We start from the raw sequence: 19,712 nt of genomic DNA, 5'->3' as shown, positions 1-19,712 counted from the left end.
CGCGAGAGCCACGACCCCCAGCGGCACGTTGATGAAGAGGATTCCCCGCCAGGACCAGGTGGCCCGGGCCTGCGGACTCGGCACCGCCGACTCGCTGCGCGGCCAGCTGGTCCGCCGCACCGGCCTCACCCCCAGCCCGTTCCGCGTCCGGTTCGACCGCCGCGGAACCGCGTCGTCCGCCCGGACGTCCTCGGCTGTGTGATCGAGGACCGTGTGAACCGCGCGCGACGGATGATCAGGACCGTGCTGCCCGCAGAGGCGGCCGTCGTCGCCGGGTTGCACGCTCGGGCCCGGGCGACGTACCACCCCGAGGGCGTGCCGGAGGACGGCACGGACTGGCCGGAGGCCTGGCGGGGCGCGATCGAGCGGCCCCAGGGACATGTCCTGTGTCTCGTGCTGGACAGCCGGATCGTCGGCATCGCTGCGTTCCGCACGGCCGAGGGCGCACCCTCCGACACCGTCAGGCTCTTCCAGTTCCACGTCGAACCGGACCGGTGGCGGGCCGGCCTCGGCTCCGCGCTGCACGCGGCCTGCGTGGAGGAGTGGCAGGCGGACGGGAAGCGTACGGCGACGCTCGACGTGCGGGGCGACAACCGGCGCGCCCGGGCCTTCTACACCCGCCTCGGCTGGAGCCCGGACCCGGAGCGGCCGCCCGCCGAGGCCGATCGCCACCTGTCTCTGCGGTACGCGGTCGGGGAATGAAGCCCGCCGATTGAACGTTCACACATCGACGGCCCGGGAGGGTGTCCCGTATCCGCACGACCTGGAGAGAGCCGAAGAATGCGCGTCGAGATCTGGTCCGACATCGCCTGCCCGTGGTGCTACGTCGGGAAGGCCCGCTTCGAGAAGGCGCTCGACGCCTTTCCGCACCGTGACGAGGTCGAGGTCGTGCACCGCTCGTTCGAGCTGGACCCCGGCCGTGCCAAGGGCGACATCCAGCCCGTGCTCACCATGCTGACCAAGAAGTACGGCATGAGCGAGGCGCAGGCCCAGGCCGGCGAGGAGAACCTCGGCACGCAGGCCGCCGCCGAGGGCCTGGACTACCGCACCCGGGACCGCGACCACGGCAACACCTTCGACATGCACCGCCTGCTGCACCTCGCCAAGGAGAAGGGCCGCCAGGACGAGCTGATCGGCCTGTTCTACCAGGCCAACTTCGCCGAGGAGCGGACCGTCTTCGGCGACGACGAGCGGCTCGTCGAACTGGCCGTCGCCGCCGGGCTGGACGCGGACGACGCCCGCCGCGTCCTCGCCGACCCGTCCGCCTACGCCGCCGAGGTCCGCGCCGACGAGCGCGAGGCCGCCGAGCTGGGCGCGAACGGCGTCCCCTTCTTCGTCCTCGACCGCACCTACGGCGTGTCCGGCGCCCAGCCCGCCGAGGTCTTCGCCCAGGCGCTGACCCAGGCCTGGGGCGAGCGCCCGCAGCTCACCCTCATCCAGGACGGGAAGAGCGGCGAGGACGCTGCCGAGGCCTGCGGCCCGGACGGCTGCGCCGTACCCCAGAACTGAAAGACGCAGGTCGGGGGCGATCCATAAGCGCTTCTTGGGTGAACCACGCAGAAATCAGCAATGGACCTGGACATCCTCCGGGCCCAGAGTGGTCCCCATGGAGACCTTCGAGACCCTCGTCCGTGCCGAGTTCGCCGCGAAGAACACCTATCTGAACACCGCGAGCACCGGTCTGCTGCCGGCCCGCACGGTGACCGCGATGCGGAGTGCCGTGGACTCCGTGGCGGCGGGGCAGCCCGCCGACATGTTCGCCGACGTCGAGGCGGCCCGCGCGTCGTTCGCGCGGCTCGTCGGAGTGCCCGGGCGCCGGGTCGCGGCGGGCGCCTCGGTCGCGGTATACAGCGGACTGATCGCGGCCTCGCTGCCGCCGGGCGTCGAAGTCCTCACCGCCGAGGCCGAGTTCAGCTCGGTCGTGACCCCCTTCCACGTCCGCGGTGACCTCAAGGTCCGCGCCGTACCGCTGGAGCGGATGGCCGAGTCCGTGCACTCCGGCACCGCGCTCGTCGCCGTCAGCGCCGCCCAGTCCGCCGACGGCCGGACCGCCGACCTGGACGCGATCCGGGAGGCCGCGCGGGAACACGGCGCCCGGACGTACGTGGACGCCTCCCAGGCCGCCGGATGGCTGCCGCTGCGCGCCGGCGCCTACGACTTCGTCTCCTCCGTCGCCTTCAAGTGGCTGGTCTGCCCGCGCGGCGTCGCCTTCCTCGTCGTCCCGGAGGACTTCGGCGGACTCACCCCCGTGTTCGCCGGCTGGGTGGCGGGCGAGGCGCCCTGGGACAGCTGCTACGGCCCGGTCGAGGAACTGGCCCACTCCGCACGGCGGTTCGACGAGAGTCCCGGCCTCTTCGCGTACGCCGGAGCCCGCCGTTCGCTGGAACTCCTCGAGGAACTGGGCGTGGAGCGGATCCACGACCACGACCTCGCGCTCGCCGACCGGTTCCGCACCGGACTGCGCGAGCGCGGACACACACCCGTCCCCGCCCCGGACTCCCCGATCGTCTCCGTGCCGGGACTCGGCGGCCTCCAGGGCGATTTGAGCCGCGCCGGGGTGGAGGTCTCCGACCGCGCGGGCAACCTGCGGGCCGCGTTCCACCTGTACAACACTCCGGGCGACGTCGACCGGCTCCTCGACGTCCTGCCCCGCTGACCCGCACGCGGCGAGGGCCGGGGCCCCTCCTCCCGTACGCATCACGTACGGGAGGAGGGGCCCCGGCCCATGGCCGGGCGGCGAAGGGGGTCAGCCCACCGGCGTGAAGTCCCGCGCGCCGATGAACTCCGGCCTGCGCACCGGAGCCGAGAAGGGCTCCACCGCGGTGTTCTCCACGCTGTTGAACACGATGAAGACGTTGCTGCGCGGGAACGGCGTGATGTTGTCGCCCGAACCGTGCATGCAGTTGCAGTCGAACCAGGTCGCCGAACCGGCCTTGCCCGTGAAGAGCTTGATGCCGTGCTGGGTCGCGAGGCGGGTGAGCGCCTCGTCCGAGGGCGTGCCCGCGTCCTGCATCTGCAGCGACTTCTTGTAGTTGTCCTTCGGGGTCTCGCCCGAACAGCCGAGGAAGGTCTTGTGCGACCCCGGCATGATCATGAGACCGCCGTTGGTGTCGTAGTTCTCGGTCAGCGCGATCGAGACGGACACCGTCCGCATGTTCGGCAGACCGTCCTCGGCGTGCCAGGTCTCGAAGTCCGAATGCCAGTAGAAGCCGCTGGCGCCGAAGCCGGGCTTGACGTTGATCCGCGACTGGTGGACGTACACGTCGGAGCCGAGGATCTGCCGGGCGCGGCCCACGACCCGCTCGTCACGGACGAGCTCGGCGAAGATCTCGCTGATCCGGTGCACCTCGAAGACGGACCGGATCTCCTGCGTCCGGGGCTCGATGATCGAGCGGTCGTCGGCACGGATCGCGGGGTCGGTGACGAGCCGTTCCAGCTCCTGCCGGTAGACGGCGACCTCGTCCCCGGTGATCAGCTCCTCGACGGGGAGGAAGCCGTCGCGCTCGTACGTCTGGAGTTCGGGCACGGTGATGGGGCCGGGTCCACCCGGCGCACCCCACAGGACCGGGTCCTGTCGGGGCACGGCCACTTCGGTGGTGCCTCGGCTGGGGTACAGATCGGTGAGCGTGGTCATCGGTGTGTCACACCTCCTCGGGTTCGGTGAGCAGCGGGTAGACGCCGTTCTCGTCGTGGTCCTCCCGCCCGGTGACGGGCGGGTTGAAGACGCAGACGCACCGGAAGTCGGTCTTGGGACGCATGGTGTGGCGCTCGTGGCCGTCCAGCAGGTACATCGTCCCGGGCGAGATCCAGTGCTTCTCGCCGGTCTCCTCGTTGGTGAGCTCGGCTTCGCCCTCCACGCAGAGCACGGCCTCGATGTGGTTCGCGTACCACATCTGCGTCTCCGTACCCGCGTACAGGATCGTCTCGTGCAGCGAGAAGCCGACCTTCTCCTTGGCGAGGACGATGCGCTTGCTCTCCCAGGTGCCGGTCGCCGCCTTCACATGCCGGTCGGTGCCTTCAACATCCTTGAACGAACGGACTATCACGGTGGTGCGATGCCTCTCTCTCGTGCTTCTCGTGGTGTGCGGCGCTCTGGTCAGACGGTCTCGCGGACGGCCCGGGCGAGGGTGCGCAGGCCCTCGTCGAGCTCGTCGGGGGTGATGGTGAGCGCGGGCAGCAGTTTCACGACCTCGCTCTCGGGGCCGGACGTCTCGATGAGCAGGCCGAGTTCGAAGGCACGCTTGGCCACACGCCCGGCGCGGGCCTTGTCCTTGAACTCCAGGCCCCAGACGAGGCCGCGGCCCCGGTACTCCTTGACGTCGGCGAGGTTCTCCTCGGTGATGGAGATCATCGCCTGCTCGATCTGCTCGCCGCGGGAGCGGGTCTGCTTCTCCATGGCGGAGCCGTCGGCCCAGTAGGCCTCCAGCGCTGCGGCGGCCGTGACGAACGCCGGGTTGTTGCCTCGGAAGGTGCCGTTGTGCTCGCCCGGCTCCCAGATGTCCAGCTCCGGCTTGAACAGGCACAGCGACATCGGCAGCCCGTACCCGCTGATGGACTTGGAGACCGTCACGATGTCGGGCACGACCCCGGCCTCCTCGAAGGAGAAGAACGCGCCGGTCCGGCCGCAGCCCATCTGGATGTCGTCGACGATCAGCAGCATGTCGCGGCGCTTGCACAGGTCGGCGAGCGCGCGCAGCCACTCGGGCCGCGCGACGTTGATGCCGCCCTCGCCCTGCACGGTCTCGACGATCACCGCGGCGGGCTGGTTGAGGCCCGAGCCCTGGTCCTCCAGGAGCCGCTCGAACCACAGGAAGTCCGGGACCTGGCCGTCGAAGTAGTTGTCGAACGGCATCGGGGTGCCGTGCACCAGCGGGATACCGGCGCCGGCCCGCTTGAAGGCGTTGCCGGTCACGGCGAGCGAGCCGAGCGACATGCCGTGGAACGCGTTGGTGAACGACACGATCGACTCGCGGCCCTTCACCTTCCGCGCGAGCTTGAGCGCGGACTCGACGGCGTTGGTGCCCGTCGGGCCGGGGAACATCACCTTGTACGGCAGGTCGCGGGGCCGCAGCACCAGGTTCTGGAAGGCCTCCAGGAAGCCGCGCTTCGCGGTCGTCGACATGTCGAGACCGTGGGTGACCCCGTCACGCTCCAGGTAGTCGATCAGGGCCCGTTTGAGCACGGGGTTGTTGTGCCCGTAGTTCAGCGACCCGGCACCGGCGAAGAAGTCGAGGTACGCGTGGCCGTCCTCGTCGTACATGCGGCTGCCCTGGGCGCGGTCGAAGACGGTGGGCCAGTTGCGGCAGTAGCTGCGCACCTCCGACTCCAGGGTCTCGAAGACGCTCAGGTCGGGCTGGGTGATGGTCACGGATCGCTCCTCGAAGCGTGGGGGGCGGAAGAACAAGGGGGCGAGGGGAGAAGAAGTTCAGAGGGAGAACGGCCCGATGCGGTAGAGCACCTCGGGGTCGTGCGGTCCGTCGGGGAACTGGTCCGTCTCGAACAGCACCTCGCGCTCGACGGCCGCGCCATGACGCTGTGCGTACGACAGGAACAGGCGCTCGGAGGCGGTGTTGCCCGGGGAGATGGTCGTCTCGAGGACGGACAGTCCGCGCTCGGCGGCCACCCGTGCCGTCAGCCCGTCGAGCAGCCGCGCGGCCAGTCCGCGTCCGCGGTACGCGGCGTCGACGGCCACCTGCCACACGAGCAGGGTGCGCGGACGCTCCGGGCGTACGTACGCGGTCACGAAACCGACGGGGCGCCCATCGGCGTCACGTGCCACCGCGGAGGTGCCGGCGAAGTCACGGCACCACAGCAGGTAGCTGTACGAGGAGTTCAGGTCGAGAGTTCGGGAGTCCTTGGCGATGCGCCAGAGGGCGGCCCCGTCGGCCACCTCCGGACGGTCGATCCGAAGGCCCTCCGGCATTTCCAGGAATTCCGCTGACAGGTCTGGGTGTGCGGCGGTCATGCGGATTGAATTTACCGACGGAAAGCTGAAATTGCATCGTCGGACGGGGTTACGTACAGCGCCTTCGTGTGTTATCACGCGCCCGTGAGAGAGTGGCCGCGCGCACAGCTTTATGACCAGTTTTGCACGGAAAATACCACAGAAAACGGGCGCGTTGTGGAGTGCGTCACAGCAACGTAATGTGCCGGAGATCCGCCCGAATTACGCCGGTTGGCGTTCGCGAAATCTTTGCGTTTAGGTACGGAGATCGCGGGCAGAAGAATACGGGATGCTATTCCGGAGCAATTCGGCATCCGAATTAACGGCAGGATAAGCGCGTGGAGAGGATGTGCAATTCCCGGGGCGCCGTTGGTTCGGATCGCCGTGCGCGCGGACCACTCGCGTGCGCGCCGCACGGCCCCGCGTGCTCGCGGCGCGGCGCCCGAGGGTGCCGGAGCGCCGGCGGAGGCGCGCACGCCCCCGCCGGGCGTCCCGGGCCGGGATCAGCCCCAGGCCTGCGCCACGGCGCGGCGCGCGCCCTCCAGATCCACCGGGAAGCCGGACTCGGCCAGCGCGGCGCCCAGGCCCGCGAGGCTGGAGTGGACGGCGCCCCGGGTGGCGTCCGGGCCGTAGTGGTTCACGCGGATCATCGACTGCGCGAGCGCGCCGCCGCCCGCGGCGAGCGGCAGCACCGGATCGGCCGCGAGGGCCTTGGCGACCAGCGCGGACGCGTCCGCGCCCGCCGGCACCCGCAGCGTCGTCGCGACGGGCGCGGCGTCGGAGGCGTCGTGGACGTACGGCTCCAGGCCGCCGCCGAGGGCCACGGCGCCCGCACGGGTCGCCGCGGCGGCCGAGGCGTGCCGGCTCATCACCGCGTCGAGGCCCTCACCCTCGATCCGCTCGACGCACGCCTCGAGCGCCAGCATCTCCAGCTGCGCCGGCGCGTGCAGCAGCGCCTTGCGGCCCCCGTCGACCCAGCGCTCCTTCCAGTCCAGCAGGGAGAGGTAGGAACGCCGCGGCGCGGCGGGGTTCGCGGCCATCCGCGCCCACGCCCGCTCGCTCACCGACACCGCGGACACGCCGGCCGGGCCACCCATCGCCTTCTGCGCCCCGATCACGCACAGGTCGACGCCCCAGGCGTCCGGCAGCACGGGCTCCGCGCCGATCGACGCGACGGCGTCCAGGTAGAAGAGCGCGCCGTGCTCCCGCACGACCTCGCCGATCTCCGCGACCGGGTTGGTGTTCCCGGTGGCGGCCTCGGCGTGCACGAGCGAGACGAAGTCGATCTCCGGGTGCTCGGCGAACGCGTCACGGATCTGTCCGGCGGTGACCGCGGTGTGGAAGGGCACCGCCAGGTCGATCACGGTGGCTCCGCAGTCCCGCAGCCAGTTCCCGAAGGTCTGCCCGTACGGCCCGGTGATGACGTTGAGGGCGGTGGTGCCGGCTCCCGCGGTGCCGCGAATGGCACCCTCCAGGGGCAGCAGCGCCTCGCCCTGCATGATCACGACGTCCTGCTCGGTGCAGAGCAGCCGGGCGACGCGGTCCTCGATCGACGCGAAGTGCGCGGCGCTCAGCGGCGCCAGGTCAAGAAAGGGGTGGGTCACGGCGGTGCTCTCTTCGCTCTCAGGGGTCGACGATCAGAGCGTATCCGGCGGCTCTCGCAGCGCTCGGACCGGCGAGTTCTGAGGCCGTACAGCCCAGTGGCCAACGGATTGATTTGAGGAACCCAAACATCTTCTTATAATCGGAACCCTCCGCTCCCCCCACAGGAGGTCCCCGTGAACCCCGTCCTCGGACGCAGGCCCCGCATTCTGGCCGCCACCACCGCCACGGCAGGGCTGCTGCTCGTGGCCGGCTGCTCCTCGGGCGGCGGGGGCGGCAAGTCCACCACCGCCGACGGGGTCCCGCTCGTCAAGGCAGGTCAGCTCACGACCTGCACCCACCTCCCGTACCCGCCCTTCCAGTCGGAGGTCGACGGCAAGGTGCAAGGCTTCGACGTGTCCCTCATCGACCTGGTCGCCAAGGACCTCGGTGTGAAGCAGGACATCGTCGACACCCCCTTCGAGAACTTCAAGACGGGCGCCTTCCTCAACTCCGAGCAGTGCGACCTCGCCGCGGCCGGCATGACGATCACGCCCGAGCGCGCGAAGAACGTCGACTTCTCCGACCCGTACTTCAACGCCACCCAGGCCGTCCTGGTCGACAAGAAGAGCGGCATCGGATCCTTCGCGGACCTCAAGGGCAAGAAGGTCGGCGCCCAGGCGCAGACCACCGGCGAGGAGTACGCGAAGAGCAAGGGACTCGACCCCGTGTCCTTCGAGTCCTCCGACGCCGTCCTCAACGGCCTGCGTACCGGCCAGGTCCAGGCTGTCGTCATCGACTACCCGGTCGTCCAGAGCTGGCTGAAGGACAAGGCCAACGCGGACGCCTTCAAGGTGGTGGACAACCTCAACACCGGTGAGCAGTACGGCTTCACGGTGAAGAAGGGCAACACCAAGCTCACCGCCGCCATCAACAAGGCGATCAAGGACGCGAAGGCCGACGGGACCTACAAGAAGTTGTACGAGAAGTGGATCGGCCCGTACGACGCCGCCGCGGCCTCGGCTTCGCCCTCCGCCTCATGAGTGATACCGACACCCAGGTCCAGCCCCGCCGCTCGGGTCTCAGCAGGCGGCAGAAGCGCTCGCTGTCGCGCGGCGCCCAGTACGTGGTCTTCGTCGCCGTCGTGGTCGCCTTCGCGGTCACGGCGGACTGGGGCCGTCTGAAGAACCAGTTCGCCCAGTGGGACCTGGTCAAGCAGATGTTCCCGGACGTCATCACGCTGGCGCTGAAGAACACCGTCCTCTACACGGTGTCCGGCTTCGCCGTCGGTCTCGTGCTGGGCATGGTCATCGCCCTGATGCGGCTGTCGTCGGTGGGCCCCTACCGCTGGGTCGCCGGGGTCTACATCGAGATCTTCCGCGGCCTGCCCACCCTGCTGATCTTCGTCTTCGTGGGCGTCGCGGTACCTCTCGCGTTCCCGGGCACGGAGATCCCCGGCGGAACGTACGGCAAGGTCGCCATCGCGCTCGGTGTGGTGGGGGCCGCGTACATGGCGGAGACGTTTCGCGCCGGCATCCAGGCGGTGCCCAAGGGGCAGATGGAGGCGGCCCGTTCACTGGGCTTCTCGCACGGCCGGGCCATGGTCTCGATCATCATCCCGCAGGCCTTCCGGATCATTCTCCCGCCGCTCACCAACGAGCTCGTGACCCTCTTCAAGGACTCCTCGCTGGTGCTGATCCTCGGCGTCACGCTGGAGGAGCGCGAACTCTCCAAGTTCGGCCGCGACCTGGCGAGCACGTCGGCCAATTCCACGCCCATCCTCGTCGCCGGCCTGTGCTACCTGCTGGTGACCGTGCCGCTCGGATTCGTCGTCCGGCGTCTTGAGGCCAAGGCCGGGGAGGCCAAGTGAGCACACCCGAGATCCAGGTCAAGGACCTCCACAAGTCCTTCGGCGACAACGAGGTCCTGCGCGGCATCGACCTGGAGGTCGGACAGGGCGAGGTCATCTGTGTCATCGGCCCGTCCGGCTCCGGCAAGTCGACCCTGCTGCGCTGTGTGAACCTCCTGGAGGAACCCACCAGGGGCCGGGTGTTCGTCGGCGGCGCGGAGGTCACCGACCCCGACGTCGACATCGACGCCGTACGCCGCCGCATCGGCATGGTCTTCCAGCAGTTCAACCTCTTCCCCCACCTGTCGGTGACCGAGAACCTCACGCTGCCGCAGCGCCGGGTGCTCCGCCGGGGCAAGGCGGAGGCGGCCCGAGTCGCCGCCGAGAACCTCGAGCGGGTGGGGCTCGCGGCGAAGGCCGACGCGTACCCGGCCTCGCTCTCCGGAGGTCAGCAGCAGCGCGTCGCCATCGCCCGGGCCCTCGCCATGGGCCCCCAGGTGATGCTCTTCGACGAGCCGACCTCCGCCCTCGACCCCGAACTCGTCGGAGAGGTGCTCGCCGTCATGCGGATGCTCGCGAACGAGGGCATGACGATGATGGTCGTCACCCACGAGATGTCGTTCGCGCGCGAGGTCGCCGACCGCGTCGTCTTCATGGACGGCGGCGTGATCGTCGAGGACGGCACCCCGGCGCAGGTCATCGGAGACCCGGCCCACGAGCGGACGCGGCACTTCCTGTCCCGGCTGCTCGACCCGGCGATGGCCGACGTCGAGGAGGACGCGAAGGACCCGTCGGACACGCCCTAGGGGGAGCCGCCTCGCCGAAGGGGACCCTCCCGGGGGCGAGCCGCCGCGCCGGGATGCGGCCTCACTAAGGTGCAGTGCATGAGCGAAGACGCTGTGCTGCACGTGAAGGGGCGGGTCCTCGTCGGACCGGACGACGTCCGCGACGAGCTGTGGGTCGTCGGCGGCCGGATCGCGTACGAGCGTCCCGGCGGCGCCCGTGATGTCCGCACCGTCGAGGGCTGGGTCCTGCCGGGTCTGGTCGACGCGCACTGCCACGTCGGGCTCGACGCGCACGGTCCGGTCCCGGACGAGGTCTCCGAGAAGCAGGCGCTGACCGACCGCGACGTCGGCACCCTTCTCGTGCGGGACGCCGGCTCCCCCTCCGACACCCGCTGGATCGACGACCGCGACGACCTCCCGAAGATCATCAGAGCCGGCCGGCACATCGCGCGCACCCGCCGCTACATCCGCAACTACGCCCACGAGATCGAGCCCGAAGACCTCGTCGCGTACGTCGCCCGGGAAGCCCGGCGCGGCGACGGCTGGGTGAAGCTGGTGGGGGACTGGATCGACCGCGGCACCGGCGACCTGAGCGCGTGCTGGCCGCGCGATGCCGTCGAGGCGGCCATCGCCGAGGCCCACCGGCTCGGCGCCCGCGTCACCGCGCACTGCTTCGCCGAGGACTCCCTGCGCGACCTGGTCGAGGCGGGCATCGACTGCATCGAGCACGCCACCGGCCTCACCGAGGACACCATCCCGCTCTTCGCCGAACGCGGCGTCGCGATCGTGCCCACCCTCGTGAACATCGCCACGTTCCCGCGGCTCGCGGACGGCGGCGAGTCCAAGTACCCGACGTGGTCGGCCCACATGCGCCGGCTGTACGAACGCCGCTACGACACCGTGCGCGCCGCCTACGACGCCGGGATCCCGGTCTACGTCGGCACGGACGCGGGCGGCACCCTTCCGCACGGCCTCGTCGCGGCCGAGGTCGCCGAGCTCGTCACCGCCGGCATCCCGCCCGTCGAGGCGCTGTCCGCCACCGCCTGGGGAGCGAGGCGCTGGCTCGGCCGCCCGGGACTCGACGAGGGCGCGCCCGCGGACCTCGTGGTCTACGGCGAGGACCCGCGCGCCGACGTACGGGTCCTGGCGGCTCCCCGACGGGTGGTCCTCGACGGACGGATCGTCGGCTGACGGGGATCATGCGACCGACACGCGGGCGCGGTTGACGGAACGTGACGATCCGGACGCCGCGCTCGTTACGCACTCCACGGCCGCTCCGGCGCGCGGCGCGGCGCGTCAACCAGCGTGTTCGTCCAGTGCCGTTGATCGAGTGACGGTGGGGAACAGCCGTGCCGTCGGATTCGAAGACTTGCGCGGGAAACCCACGTCCGGGTGAACTCACGCCAGGTCGCTGACTGTTCACTCTCAGTGCGTAATTCTTTCCGGGTCCCAGGCTTTCTCTTATGGGGGTCCCACCCTTGAACAGCATCAACTACCGTATGCCCGCACGCCGTTTCGCCGTCACGGCGGCGGCCACCGTCCTCGCCGCGGGTCCCACCGCGCTGGCCGGCGCGGGTTCCGCCCACGCGACCACCGACCAGGGTCGCGCGAGCGCCGTCGTGCTCCGTACCGGACTCGACGTCTCCCTCCTCAACAAGACCGTGAACGTCCCGCTCGCGGTCTCGCTGAACGAGGTGCAGGCGCCGCGGAGCGCCGAGAAGACCGCGCTCACAGCCCAGTTGGACGGCGTCGACCGCGGACGCCCGTTCAGCGTGCTGCGCGCGGACGTCGCCAGTGCCAAGGCCACCGTCGCGGACGGCAGGGCCGAGGGCTCCACCCGCCTCGCCCACGCCGCGGTCCATGTCCCCGGACTGCCGCTCCTGTCGCTCATCGAGCTGGAGGCCGTCTCCTCGAAGGCGACCTGCGAGGTGGGCAAGAAGCCCGTGGCCACCGCCAACCTGCTGGGGTCCGTCAACGTCCTCGGCAAGAAGGTGACGTTGACCGCGGGCGGCCCGACGGAGGTGAAGGTCCCGGGCGTCGGTGAGGTGCGGCTCGACCTGTCCAAGACGGAGACCACGACCCGTACGGCCGCCGCGTCGGCGCTCGAACTCAAGGTGTCCATCAATCCGTTGAAGCTGAACGTGGCCGAGGTCGAGGGCACCCTGACGCTGGCCGGGGCCACCTGCGAGACGCCCGCGGCGCCGGCCGCCCAGCAGGCGGAGCCCTCCGAACCCGCCGAGCCCGCGGACTCCGCCGAGCCGGTGACCGAGGTGAAGCCGCAGGGCGCTCCCGCCGAGGCCGGGCTCGCCGAGACCGGCGGCAGCTCGACGACGCCGTACATCGCGGGCGGCGCGGTGGCGCTGCTCGCCGCGGGCGGCGGAGCGGTCGTCCTCGCCCGCCGTCGGCGCGGCTGACCTTCCCCGCACGGGGGCTCGGCCCCGGACCCGCTCCCCGAACGCCGAAGAGGCCGAACCCGGCCGCCGCGGCGATCGGGGAGCGGGAACCGTCCGGGATCAGTCCCCGCCGGCCGTCACCGCCCGGTCCAGGGCCTGGAGGAAGCGGTTGACCGTCGCACGGTCCCGCACCGCGATCCGCAGCCACTCCTCGCCGAGCCCGGGAAACGTGTCCCCGCGGCGCACCGCGAAACCGAGCCGGCGAAGGCTCCGCCGCACGCCCGCGGCCCGCGGCAGCCGGATCAGCACGAAGGGGCCCTCCGCGGGCTCCACCACCCGCAGCCCGTCGGAGCAGCCGAACTCCCGCAGCCCCGCCACGAGATGGGCCCGGTCCGTGGCGATGCGATGCGCCGCGTGCGCCGCCTCCGCGAGCGCCTGCGAGGACATGCACGCCTCGGCGGCCGCGAGCGCCGGAGTGGACACCGGCCAGAGCGGCTGCGCGCGCTCCAGCGCGCCGATCGTCTCCGGATCGGCGAGCGCGTACCCGATCCGCAGGCCGGCCAGTCCCCAGGTCTTCGTGAGGCTGCGCAGCACGACCAGCCCGGGTACGTCGGTGCGGCCGGCCAGCGCCTCGCGCTCCCCGGGCACCGCGTCCATGAACGCCTCGTCGACCACCAGCACCCGCCCGGGGCGAGCCAGTCCGGCGACGGCGGCGGCCGGGTGCAGCACCGACGTCGGGTTGGTGGGGTTGCCGATCACGACGAGGTCGGCGTCCTCGGGAACGGCGGCCGGGTCGAGCCGGAAACCGTCCTCCGCGCGCAGCAGGACGCGGCCGACCGTGTGCCCGGCGTCCCGCAGCGCGGCCTCCGGCTCGGTGAACTGCGGGTGCACGACGACCGGCCGCCGTACCTTCAGGGCGCGGGCGAGCAGCACGAAGGCCTCGGCGGCGCCCGCCGTGAGCAGCACCCGCTCCGTCGGCAGCGCGTGCCGCGCGGCCACCGCGGCCCGCGCTGCCCGGCCGTCCGGATAGGCCGCGAGGCCGGTCAGCGACCCGGCGATCCGTTCACGCAGCCACCGGGGAGGGGTGTCCGCGCGGACGTTCACGGCGAGGTCGGTGAGCGCGGAGCCGTCGTCACGCACCTCGGCGTCCCCGTGGTGCCGCAGATCGTGCCCGCCCTCGGCGGCCTCGTCAGTGCGCATGGGAGTGTGTGTGGCCGCCGTGGTGGTGCCCGTGCCCGTCGTGGTCGCCGTCGTCGTCCGGGTGGAAGTGCGGCTGCTGGGGGAGCCCCACCTTGTCCTCGAAGCCGGGCAGCGCGATGCGGTAGACGCAGGAGTCGCAGTTCATCCGCAGGTCGCCCCGGACGGCCTCCCGGTAGCGTTCCATGACCAGGTCGAGGAGCTCCGGCTCGGGGCCGATCACGTCGGCGGAGCGCACCTCGACGTCCGGGTGGGCGGAGGCCCAGCCCTCGGTCTGCTGCCGCACCCGCTCCGGGAGGATGCCGGTGAACAGGAAGTAGGGCAGCACCACGATCCGGCGCGCGCCCAGCTTCACGCAGCGGTCGAGGCCGGACGGCACGTCCGGGGCCGCCAGCGACACGAACGCCGTCTCGACGCCCGCGTATCCGCGGCCCTCCCACAGCAGTCGGGCCGCCTTGTGCACCTCGGCGTTGGCGTCCGGGTCGGTGGAACCGCGCCCGACGAGCAGCACCGTCACGTCGGCGCGGTCCGCGGGCGTGCGGGCCGTACCGCCGAGCGCCTCGTCCAGCCGACGCTCCAGGACCGCGAGCAGCGAGGGGTGCGGGCCCAGCGGACGCCCGTACGTGTACGAGATGCCGGGGTGCCGTTCCTTCTCGCGGTTCAGCGCCGCCGGGATGTCGCCCTTGGCGTGCCCGGCGGACACCAGCATCAGCGGGACGGCGGCGAACCGGCGCACCCCCCGCTCCACCAGTTCGGTGACGGCGTCGCCCAGCGGAGGCGGCGACAGCTCGATGAACCCGCCGGCGACCGGCAGTTCGGGATGGCGACGGCCCAACTCCCGTACGAAGGACCGGAACGCCTCGGCTCCGGCCTCGTCCCGGGTGCCGTGGCCGGCGATGAGCAGCGCGGGGGCAGGGGTGGTCACGATGTCTCCTTGACAGGCGCGGTGGCCTCGGTGGTCGTCGAGGCCTCGGCGGCCAGGGGGGTGGGGGTGGGGTGGTACGGCAGGGGGTCGACAGCGGTGGCCGTTACCGCCGAAACACCCTTCTCGGACACGCTGTTGACGGCGGGCGGCCGGCTCGCGCGGAGTGCCGCCTCGGGTCCGGCCGCACCGACGAAACGGGCGGGCGGACCGATGACGAGCACGGGGTCGGCGTCCAGCCGCGGGCGCGGCCGCCGGAACGACTCCTGCTCGACGGGGTGCACGACCCGGCTCTCGGGGAACACCTGGCTCACTCCGGCTCCTCCTGCCAGCGGTAACCGCGCGGCGTGACCATGCGCCCGGCGATCTCACGCGTCGCCGTGTTGCCCACGGTCACCACGGTCATCATGTCGACGATCGCCGGATCCAGGGACCCCAACGTCGTCACCCGGCTCGACTCGTCCGGCCGGGAGGCGTTGCGGACGACCCCGACGGGCGTCACCGGCTCCCGGTACCCGGCGAGGATCGAGAGGGCCTTCGGCAACTGCCAGTCCCGGCCCCGGCTGCGCGGGTTGTAGAACGTCACGACGATGTCGGCCTCGGCCGCCGCGCGGACCCGACGCTCGATGACCTCCCACGGCGTGTGCAGGTCGGACAGGCTGATCGACACGTGGTCGTGGCCGAGCGGCGCGCCCAGGATCGCTCCCGCGGCCAGCGCGGCGGTCACCCCCGGCACCCCGACCACGTCGATGTCGTCGGACGCCTCGGCCAGCGCGGGCGACGCCATCGCGTACACGCCCGCGTCGCCGCTGCCGATCAGCGCCACGGCCTGACCGCGCCGGGCCTCGGCCACCGCCGTGCGCGCCCGCTCCTCCTCGGCGCCGAGCCCCGACTCCAGGACGAGGGTGCCGGGCCGCAACAGATCGCGGATCTGGTCGACGTACTGGTCGAGCCCGACGAGCACCGCCGCCCGGCGCAACTCCCTTGTGGCGCGCGGGGTGAGCAGGTCGCGGGCGCCGGGGCCGAGGCCCACGACGGCGAGCCGTCCACGGACCGGCCGGCGCACCACCGCGACGGTCGCCATCGCGGGCCGGCCGTCCGCGCGCACCGACTTCCGCTTGGGGACGAGGAGTTCGCCGCCGCCCACGAGCGCGGCGGCCTCCGCCACGGACGGGGTGCCCACCGCGGCGAGCGGCGCGTCGGAGGGGTTCGGGACCGTGACCGCCGCCAGTTCCCCGGCGGTGCGGGTGACGAGGGGGACGCCGAGCCGGGCGGCGGCTCCGAGGATGCCGGGCTCCTCCGACTTGGCGTCCACGGTGGCGAGTTCGGCGACCGACCGGACGCAGAGACCGGCGTCCGCCAAGGCCTCCTCGACGAGCCCGAGGACCTCCTCCACGGGTGCGCCCCGCGAGGCGCCGACGCCGACCACGAGGGACGGCGGACGCAGGACCACCTCGCGCGCGGCGGGACCCTGAGCGCGGTCGGAGACGCGGATCACGGCCGCGCCGTCCCGGGCGGGGGACCCGACGTTCGGCGGCAGCGCGGGCAGCGGCCAGACCGTCTCCGTGTCCAGCACCACCGGTTCGCCGTCGAGCACCGCCCGCGAGACCCCGGCGACGTCACCCTCCACGGGCAGGCCGAGCGTGTCCAGGCCGGGCATGCCGACCGCGTCGGTCGCCGTCGTCACCACCGGCTCCGCGCCCAGCAACCCGCCCACCTCCCGGGCCAGTTCGTTGGCCCCGCCCGTGTGGCCCCCGACCAGCGACACGGCGAAGCGGCCCGCCTCGTCGACGCACACCACTCCGGGGTCGGACGCCTTGTCCGCGAGCAGCGGCGCGACGAGCCGTACGACCGCGCCGGTGGCGAGGAAGCACACCAGCTGGTCGCACTCGGCGAAGGCCCGCCGTACGGCGTCCGCCACGGTCCCGTCGTACACCCGGGTACGCGCGGGCCATGCCGCGGCCAGCCGGTCGCGGGCCGCCGCGCCCGCCGCCGTGGCGGAGATCAGGCCGATCACTGGGGAACTCCTTCGGTACGGGCCGGGGGCCGGACGCCCCACAGCACGAAAACGGGATTGGTCGCCGCGAGCCGGGAGACCTCACCCGGCAGCGGGGCGAGCCGCGACGACTGGAGCAGCACGCCGTCGCAGTGGAACCCGGCCGCCGTCAAGGCGTCGCGGGCGGCCGGCACCCGGTCGAGCGAGGCCATCGCGATGACGACGGCGCGCCGCGCCCGGCGGGCCGACGCCGCGACGATGGCGGGCAGTTCACGTCCGCCACCACCGATGAAGACGGCGTCCGGATCGTCGAGGTCGGAGAGCACGGTCGGCGCGGCCCCGTGCACGACGTGCACATCGACGCCGTGCGCGGCGGCGTTGGCGCGGATGCGTTCGCAACCGTCCAGGGTCTTCTCGACCGCGGTCACGGCCGCGCCGAACCGCGCGCACTCGACGGCCACTGAGCCGGAGCCCGCCCCGACGTCCCAGACCAGCTCGCCGAGCCGCGGTCCGATCCGGGCCAGGGCCAGCGCGCGGACCTCGAACTTGCTGATCATCGAGTCGCGGTGGGCGAACTCGCCCTCCTCCAGGGCCCATCGGGCCGGTCCGGCCGGCGGCCCGGCGACGGTCCGCACGGCGGCGAGGGCACGGGCGGGGTCCAGGCAGAGAACGACGCTGACCGCAGCGCCCCAGTCGCGGGCGGCCGCCTCGGCGGGCGTGACCCGCTCGACGCGCTCGTGCTCCGGGTCGCCGAGCGCGCTCGCCACGACCAGGACGCGGTCGGCGCCGCGGTGGACGAGGGCGGCGCCCAGTTCGGCCGGCCCGGCCCCGGGGCCGGTCAGCACGCCCACCTTCGGCTGCGACCGGCAGACCTGGACGGCCGTACGCAGGTCGCGGCCGTGCGCGCTGACGACCACCGCGTCGTCCCAGGGCAGCCCGGCCCGCGCGAAGGCGGCCGCCACCGAGGAGACACCGGGCCGCACGTCCAGCCGCTCGGCCCCGAACCGTTCGGCCAGCGCCCGGACGATCCCGAAGAACCCGGGGTCGCCCGAGGCGAGCACCACGACCGGCCCCTCGGGCGCCCCGGCGTCCGTGTACCGCTCGATGTCGTCGAGCGCCGGTGCCAGCGGGCCGAGCACGATCCGCCCGGTCCGGCCCGCGAGCGGGGCCGCCGCCAGATGCCGCCGGCCGCCCACGACAAGACCGGCCCCGGCGAGCACCGCCCGCGCCTCCTCGGAAAGCGGCGCGCCCGTGCCCGTACCGACGACGGTGATCACCGCGGAGCGGTCCGCCGACGCGGGCCGCACGGCTCCGTCCTCCGCGCCGAGGACCTCCACGCTCACGACGCGGGCCCCTGCGCGGCGCTCCGGCGTGCCGCGCGCAGCTCCGCGCGCGCCTGCGGGTCGGCCTTGCGGAACCCGTGGAAGTGGCCGGGGTGGTAGAGGTGCGAGCGGGTTCCGCTCGCGTCCAGCGCCGGGCCGACCAGGAAGAGGGTGTGCTTCCAGAGCTTGTGCTCCTTGACGGTCTCCTCCAGCGTGCCGATCGTGCACGTGACGATCAGCTCCTCCGGCCAGGTCGCCTGATGGGCGACGACGACCGGCGTGGACGTCGGATAGCCGCCCTCCAGCAGCTCCCGTACGAGCTGGCCGCTGCGGGCCGCCGACAGGAACAGCGCCATCGTCGTGCCGTGCTTGGCGAACTCACGGACCTCCTCGCCGGGCGGCATCGGCGTCTTGCCGCCGCCGAGCCGGGTGAGGATCACCGACTGCGCGACCTCGGGGATCGTCAGCTCGCGTCCCGCGAGTGCCGCCACCGCCGAGAAGGACGAGACACCCGGCACGATCTCGGTCGCGATGCCGAGGGACGCGCACCGGTCCATCTGCTCCTGCGTACCGCCCCACAGCGCCGGGTCGCCGGAGTGGATCCGCGCCACCCGCAGACCGTGCTCACGGGCCCGCTCGTACACGGCGACGACGTCCTCCAGCGACATCGTCGCCGAGTCGAGGATCTCGGCGCCCTCGCGCGCGTGGTCGAGGACCTCGGCCTGCACCAGGCTGGCCGCCCAGATCACCACGTCGGCCTCGGCGATGGCGCGTGCGGCACGGAAGGTCAGCAGGTCGGCGGCGCCGGGGCCGGCACCGACGAAGGTCACTTTGCCGGTGGGGGCATCGGCCATGGGAATCGGTCCTCTCCTACGGAAAAACTGGGGTGATGTGGCACATCAGTGGGCACGGGGCCGTCGCCGAAGGTGCGCGAACGGGGGTTGATCGGATAGCAAGGGCCTATGGCGGTCCTCGTCGCGCTCGGCGCGTTCCTGATGACGCTGGCCGGCGGCTGGACGGCACAGCGGGTGACCGACCGTCGTCATCTGGTCCTCGGACTGGCCGGCGGTCTGATGCTCGGCGTGGTCGGCCTCGACCTGCTGCCGGAGGCACTCGCCACGGCGGGCCGGGAGGTGTTCGGCGTACCGGCCGCGCTGCTGCTGTTCGTGGCCGGCTTCCTGCTGGCCCATCTGGTCGAACGGCTGCTCGCCCACCGGCAGGCCGCGCACGGCGGTGACGAGCACGACGGACGCGCGCCCGAGGTGGGTCTGACGGCGGCGGGCGCCATGGTCGGACACAGCGCGATGGACGGCGTCGCGATCGGCGCGGCCTTCCAGGTCGGCGGCGGCATGGCCCTCGCGGTCGGCCTCGCCGTCGTCGCCCACGACTTCGCGGACGGATTCAACACCTACACGATCACCAGCCTGTACGGGAACGCCCGCCGCAAGGCCCTGTTCATGCTGTTCGCGGACGCGGCGGCCCCGGTGGTGGGCGCCGCCTCCACGCTCCTGTTCACGATCCCCGAGGGCCTGCTCGGCGGCTATCTCGGGCTCTTCGGCGGCGTGCTCCTCTACCTCGCGGCCGCCGAGATCCTCCCCGAGGCGCACCACGACCACCCGGCCCGCTCGACCCTGCTGTTCACGGTCGCGGGAGTGGGCTTCATCTGGCTGGTGGTGGGCATCGCGAGCTGAGCCCGCGCCGCCCGCCGGACGTGCCGGCGGGG

21 protein-coding genes are annotated in these 19,712 nt (G+C 72.3%); 10 read left to right on the top strand and 11 right to left on the bottom strand.

The annotated features are described in order from the left end of the window. Positions 1-31 precede the first annotated feature (31 nt). The 4 genes from ACIRQH_RS38465 to ACIRQH_RS38450 all read left to right on the top strand — a co-directional run bounded on the left by ACIRQH_RS38465 (position 32) and on the right by ACIRQH_RS38450 (position 2,656). Positions 32-202 (top strand): hypothetical protein, encoded by a 171-nt coding sequence (locus ACIRQH_RS38465; RefSeq protein WP_388877592.1) that lies wholly within the window; start codon positions 32-34, stop codon positions 200-202. A 29-nt stretch (positions 203-231) separates the two neighbouring features. After that, positions 232-702: a GNAT family N-acetyltransferase gene (locus tag ACIRQH_RS38460; protein ID WP_358822602.1), complete on the top strand. Its 471-nt coding sequence runs from the start codon at positions 232-234 to the stop codon at positions 700-702. A gap of 78 nt (positions 703-780) precedes the next feature. Further along, positions 781-1,509, top strand: a complete 729-nt coding sequence (locus ACIRQH_RS38455; protein ID WP_388877596.1) for a DsbA family oxidoreductase — start codon at positions 781-783, stop codon at positions 1,507-1,509. A 97-nt stretch (positions 1,510-1,606) separates the two neighbouring features. Beyond that, on the top strand, positions 1,607-2,656 hold the full coding sequence (locus ACIRQH_RS38450) for an aminotransferase class V-fold PLP-dependent enzyme (protein WP_404230012.1): 1,050 nt from the start codon (positions 1,607-1,609) through the stop codon (positions 2,654-2,656). A gap of 90 nt (positions 2,657-2,746) precedes the next feature. Here ACIRQH_RS38450 and thpD read toward each other — a convergent pair whose 3' ends face one another. From thpD to ACIRQH_RS38425, 5 genes are all read right to left on the bottom strand, one after another. Then, on the bottom strand, positions 2,747-3,634 hold the full coding sequence (gene thpD, locus ACIRQH_RS38445) for an ectoine hydroxylase (protein WP_358822671.1): 888 nt from the start codon (positions 3,632-3,634) through the stop codon (positions 2,747-2,749). A 7-nt stretch (positions 3,635-3,641) separates the two neighbouring features. Beyond that, complete coding sequence (locus tag ACIRQH_RS38440) at positions 3,642-4,046, bottom strand: ectoine synthase (RefSeq protein WP_356174011.1); 405 nt, start codon at positions 4,044-4,046, stop codon at positions 3,642-3,644. A gap of 50 nt (positions 4,047-4,096) precedes the next feature. After that, positions 4,097-5,368: a diaminobutyrate--2-oxoglutarate transaminase gene (gene ectB, locus ACIRQH_RS38435; protein ID WP_388877604.1), complete on the bottom strand. Its 1,272-nt coding sequence runs from the start codon at positions 5,366-5,368 to the stop codon at positions 4,097-4,099. 57 nt (positions 5,369-5,425) lie between these two features. Then, positions 5,426-5,965, bottom strand: a complete 540-nt coding sequence (gene ectA / locus ACIRQH_RS38430; protein WP_358822673.1) for a diaminobutyrate acetyltransferase — start codon at positions 5,963-5,965, stop codon at positions 5,426-5,428. A gap of 482 nt (positions 5,966-6,447) precedes the next feature. Further along, complete coding sequence (locus ACIRQH_RS38425) at positions 6,448-7,548, bottom strand: pyridoxal-phosphate-dependent aminotransferase family protein (protein WP_388877609.1); 1,101 nt, start codon at positions 7,546-7,548, stop codon at positions 6,448-6,450. A gap of 174 nt (positions 7,549-7,722) precedes the next feature. Here ACIRQH_RS38425 and ACIRQH_RS38420 point away from each other — a divergent pair, with 174 nt between their 5' ends. The 5 genes from ACIRQH_RS38420 (at position 7,723) to ACIRQH_RS38400 (ending at position 12,573) form a co-directional block, all read left to right on the top strand. Beyond that, on the top strand, positions 7,723-8,568 hold the full coding sequence (locus ACIRQH_RS38420) for a basic amino acid ABC transporter substrate-binding protein (RefSeq protein ID WP_358822675.1): 846 nt from the start codon (positions 7,723-7,725) through the stop codon (positions 8,566-8,568). Beyond that, a complete protein-coding gene (locus ACIRQH_RS38415) occupies positions 8,565-9,395 on the top strand; it encodes an amino acid ABC transporter permease (RefSeq protein ID WP_358822676.1) in 831 nt (276 codons plus the stop codon). The genes ACIRQH_RS38420 and ACIRQH_RS38415 overlap by 4 nt, the downstream gene beginning before the upstream one ends. Then, positions 9,392-10,180: an amino acid ABC transporter ATP-binding protein gene (locus tag ACIRQH_RS38410; RefSeq protein WP_388877614.1), complete on the top strand. Its 789-nt coding sequence runs from the start codon at positions 9,392-9,394 to the stop codon at positions 10,178-10,180. Before ACIRQH_RS38415 ends, ACIRQH_RS38410 begins: the two co-directional genes overlap by 4 nt. 78 nt (positions 10,181-10,258) lie before the next feature. Beyond that, a complete protein-coding gene (locus ACIRQH_RS38405) occupies positions 10,259-11,350 on the top strand; it encodes an amidohydrolase family protein (protein ID WP_404230005.1) in 1,092 nt (363 codons plus the stop codon). Between the two features lie 308 nt (positions 11,351-11,658). Further along, entirely contained in the window at positions 11,659-12,573 is a 915-nt protein-coding gene (locus ACIRQH_RS38400) for an SCO1860 family LAETG-anchored protein (protein WP_404230001.1), read from the top strand. 99 nt (positions 12,574-12,672) lie between these two features. Here the strand turns inward: ACIRQH_RS38400 and cobC are convergent, their stop codons facing one another. The 6 genes from cobC to cobM form a co-directional block, all read right to left on the bottom strand. After that, positions 12,673-13,752 carry an Rv2231c family pyridoxal phosphate-dependent protein CobC gene (gene cobC, locus ACIRQH_RS38395; protein ID WP_388877620.1) on the bottom strand — a complete coding sequence of 360 codons (1,080 nt, stop codon included), beginning with the start codon at positions 13,750-13,752 and terminating at the stop codon, positions 12,673-12,675. Beyond that, complete coding sequence (locus ACIRQH_RS38390) at positions 13,742-14,674, bottom strand: sirohydrochlorin chelatase (RefSeq protein WP_388877622.1); 933 nt, start codon at positions 14,672-14,674, stop codon at positions 13,742-13,744. The genes cobC and ACIRQH_RS38390 overlap by 11 nt, the downstream gene beginning before the upstream one ends. After that, entirely contained in the window at positions 14,671-14,985 is a 315-nt protein-coding gene (locus ACIRQH_RS38385) for a precorrin-8X methylmutase (RefSeq protein ID WP_404229997.1), read from the bottom strand. Before ACIRQH_RS38385 ends, ACIRQH_RS38390 begins: the two co-directional genes overlap by 4 nt. Beyond that, positions 14,982-16,688, bottom strand: coding sequence for a precorrin-3B C(17)-methyltransferase (gene cobJ, locus ACIRQH_RS38380; RefSeq protein WP_388877625.1), 1,707 nt, complete (start codon positions 16,686-16,688; stop codon positions 14,982-14,984). Before cobJ ends, ACIRQH_RS38385 begins: the two co-directional genes overlap by 4 nt. Further along, positions 16,685-17,944 carry a precorrin-6y C5,15-methyltransferase (decarboxylating) subunit CbiE gene (cbiE, locus tag ACIRQH_RS38375; RefSeq protein WP_388877763.1) on the bottom strand — a complete coding sequence of 420 codons (1,260 nt, stop codon included), beginning with the start codon at positions 17,942-17,944 and terminating at the stop codon, positions 16,685-16,687. The genes cobJ and cbiE overlap by 4 nt, the downstream gene beginning before the upstream one ends. 62 nt (positions 17,945-18,006) lie before the next feature. Continuing rightward, entirely contained in the window at positions 18,007-18,843 is an 837-nt protein-coding gene (gene cobM / locus ACIRQH_RS38370) for a precorrin-4 C(11)-methyltransferase (RefSeq protein WP_358822266.1), read from the bottom strand. 108 nt (positions 18,844-18,951) lie between these two features. On the opposite strand from cobM, the gene ACIRQH_RS38365 reads away from it, so the two are divergent. Further along, entirely contained in the window at positions 18,952-19,680 is a 729-nt protein-coding gene (locus tag ACIRQH_RS38365; RefSeq protein ID WP_358822265.1) for a ZIP family metal transporter, read from the top strand. The last annotated feature ends 32 nt before the right edge of the window (positions 19,681-19,712 follow it).

Source organism: Streptomyces sp. NPDC102279 (assembly GCF_044766365.1).
Classification (GTDB): Bacteria; Actinomycetota; Actinomycetes; order Streptomycetales; family Streptomycetaceae; genus Streptomyces.
The sequence above is the reverse complement of the archived record's forward strand: the minus strand, read 5'-3'. Positions and strand labels throughout refer to the sequence as shown.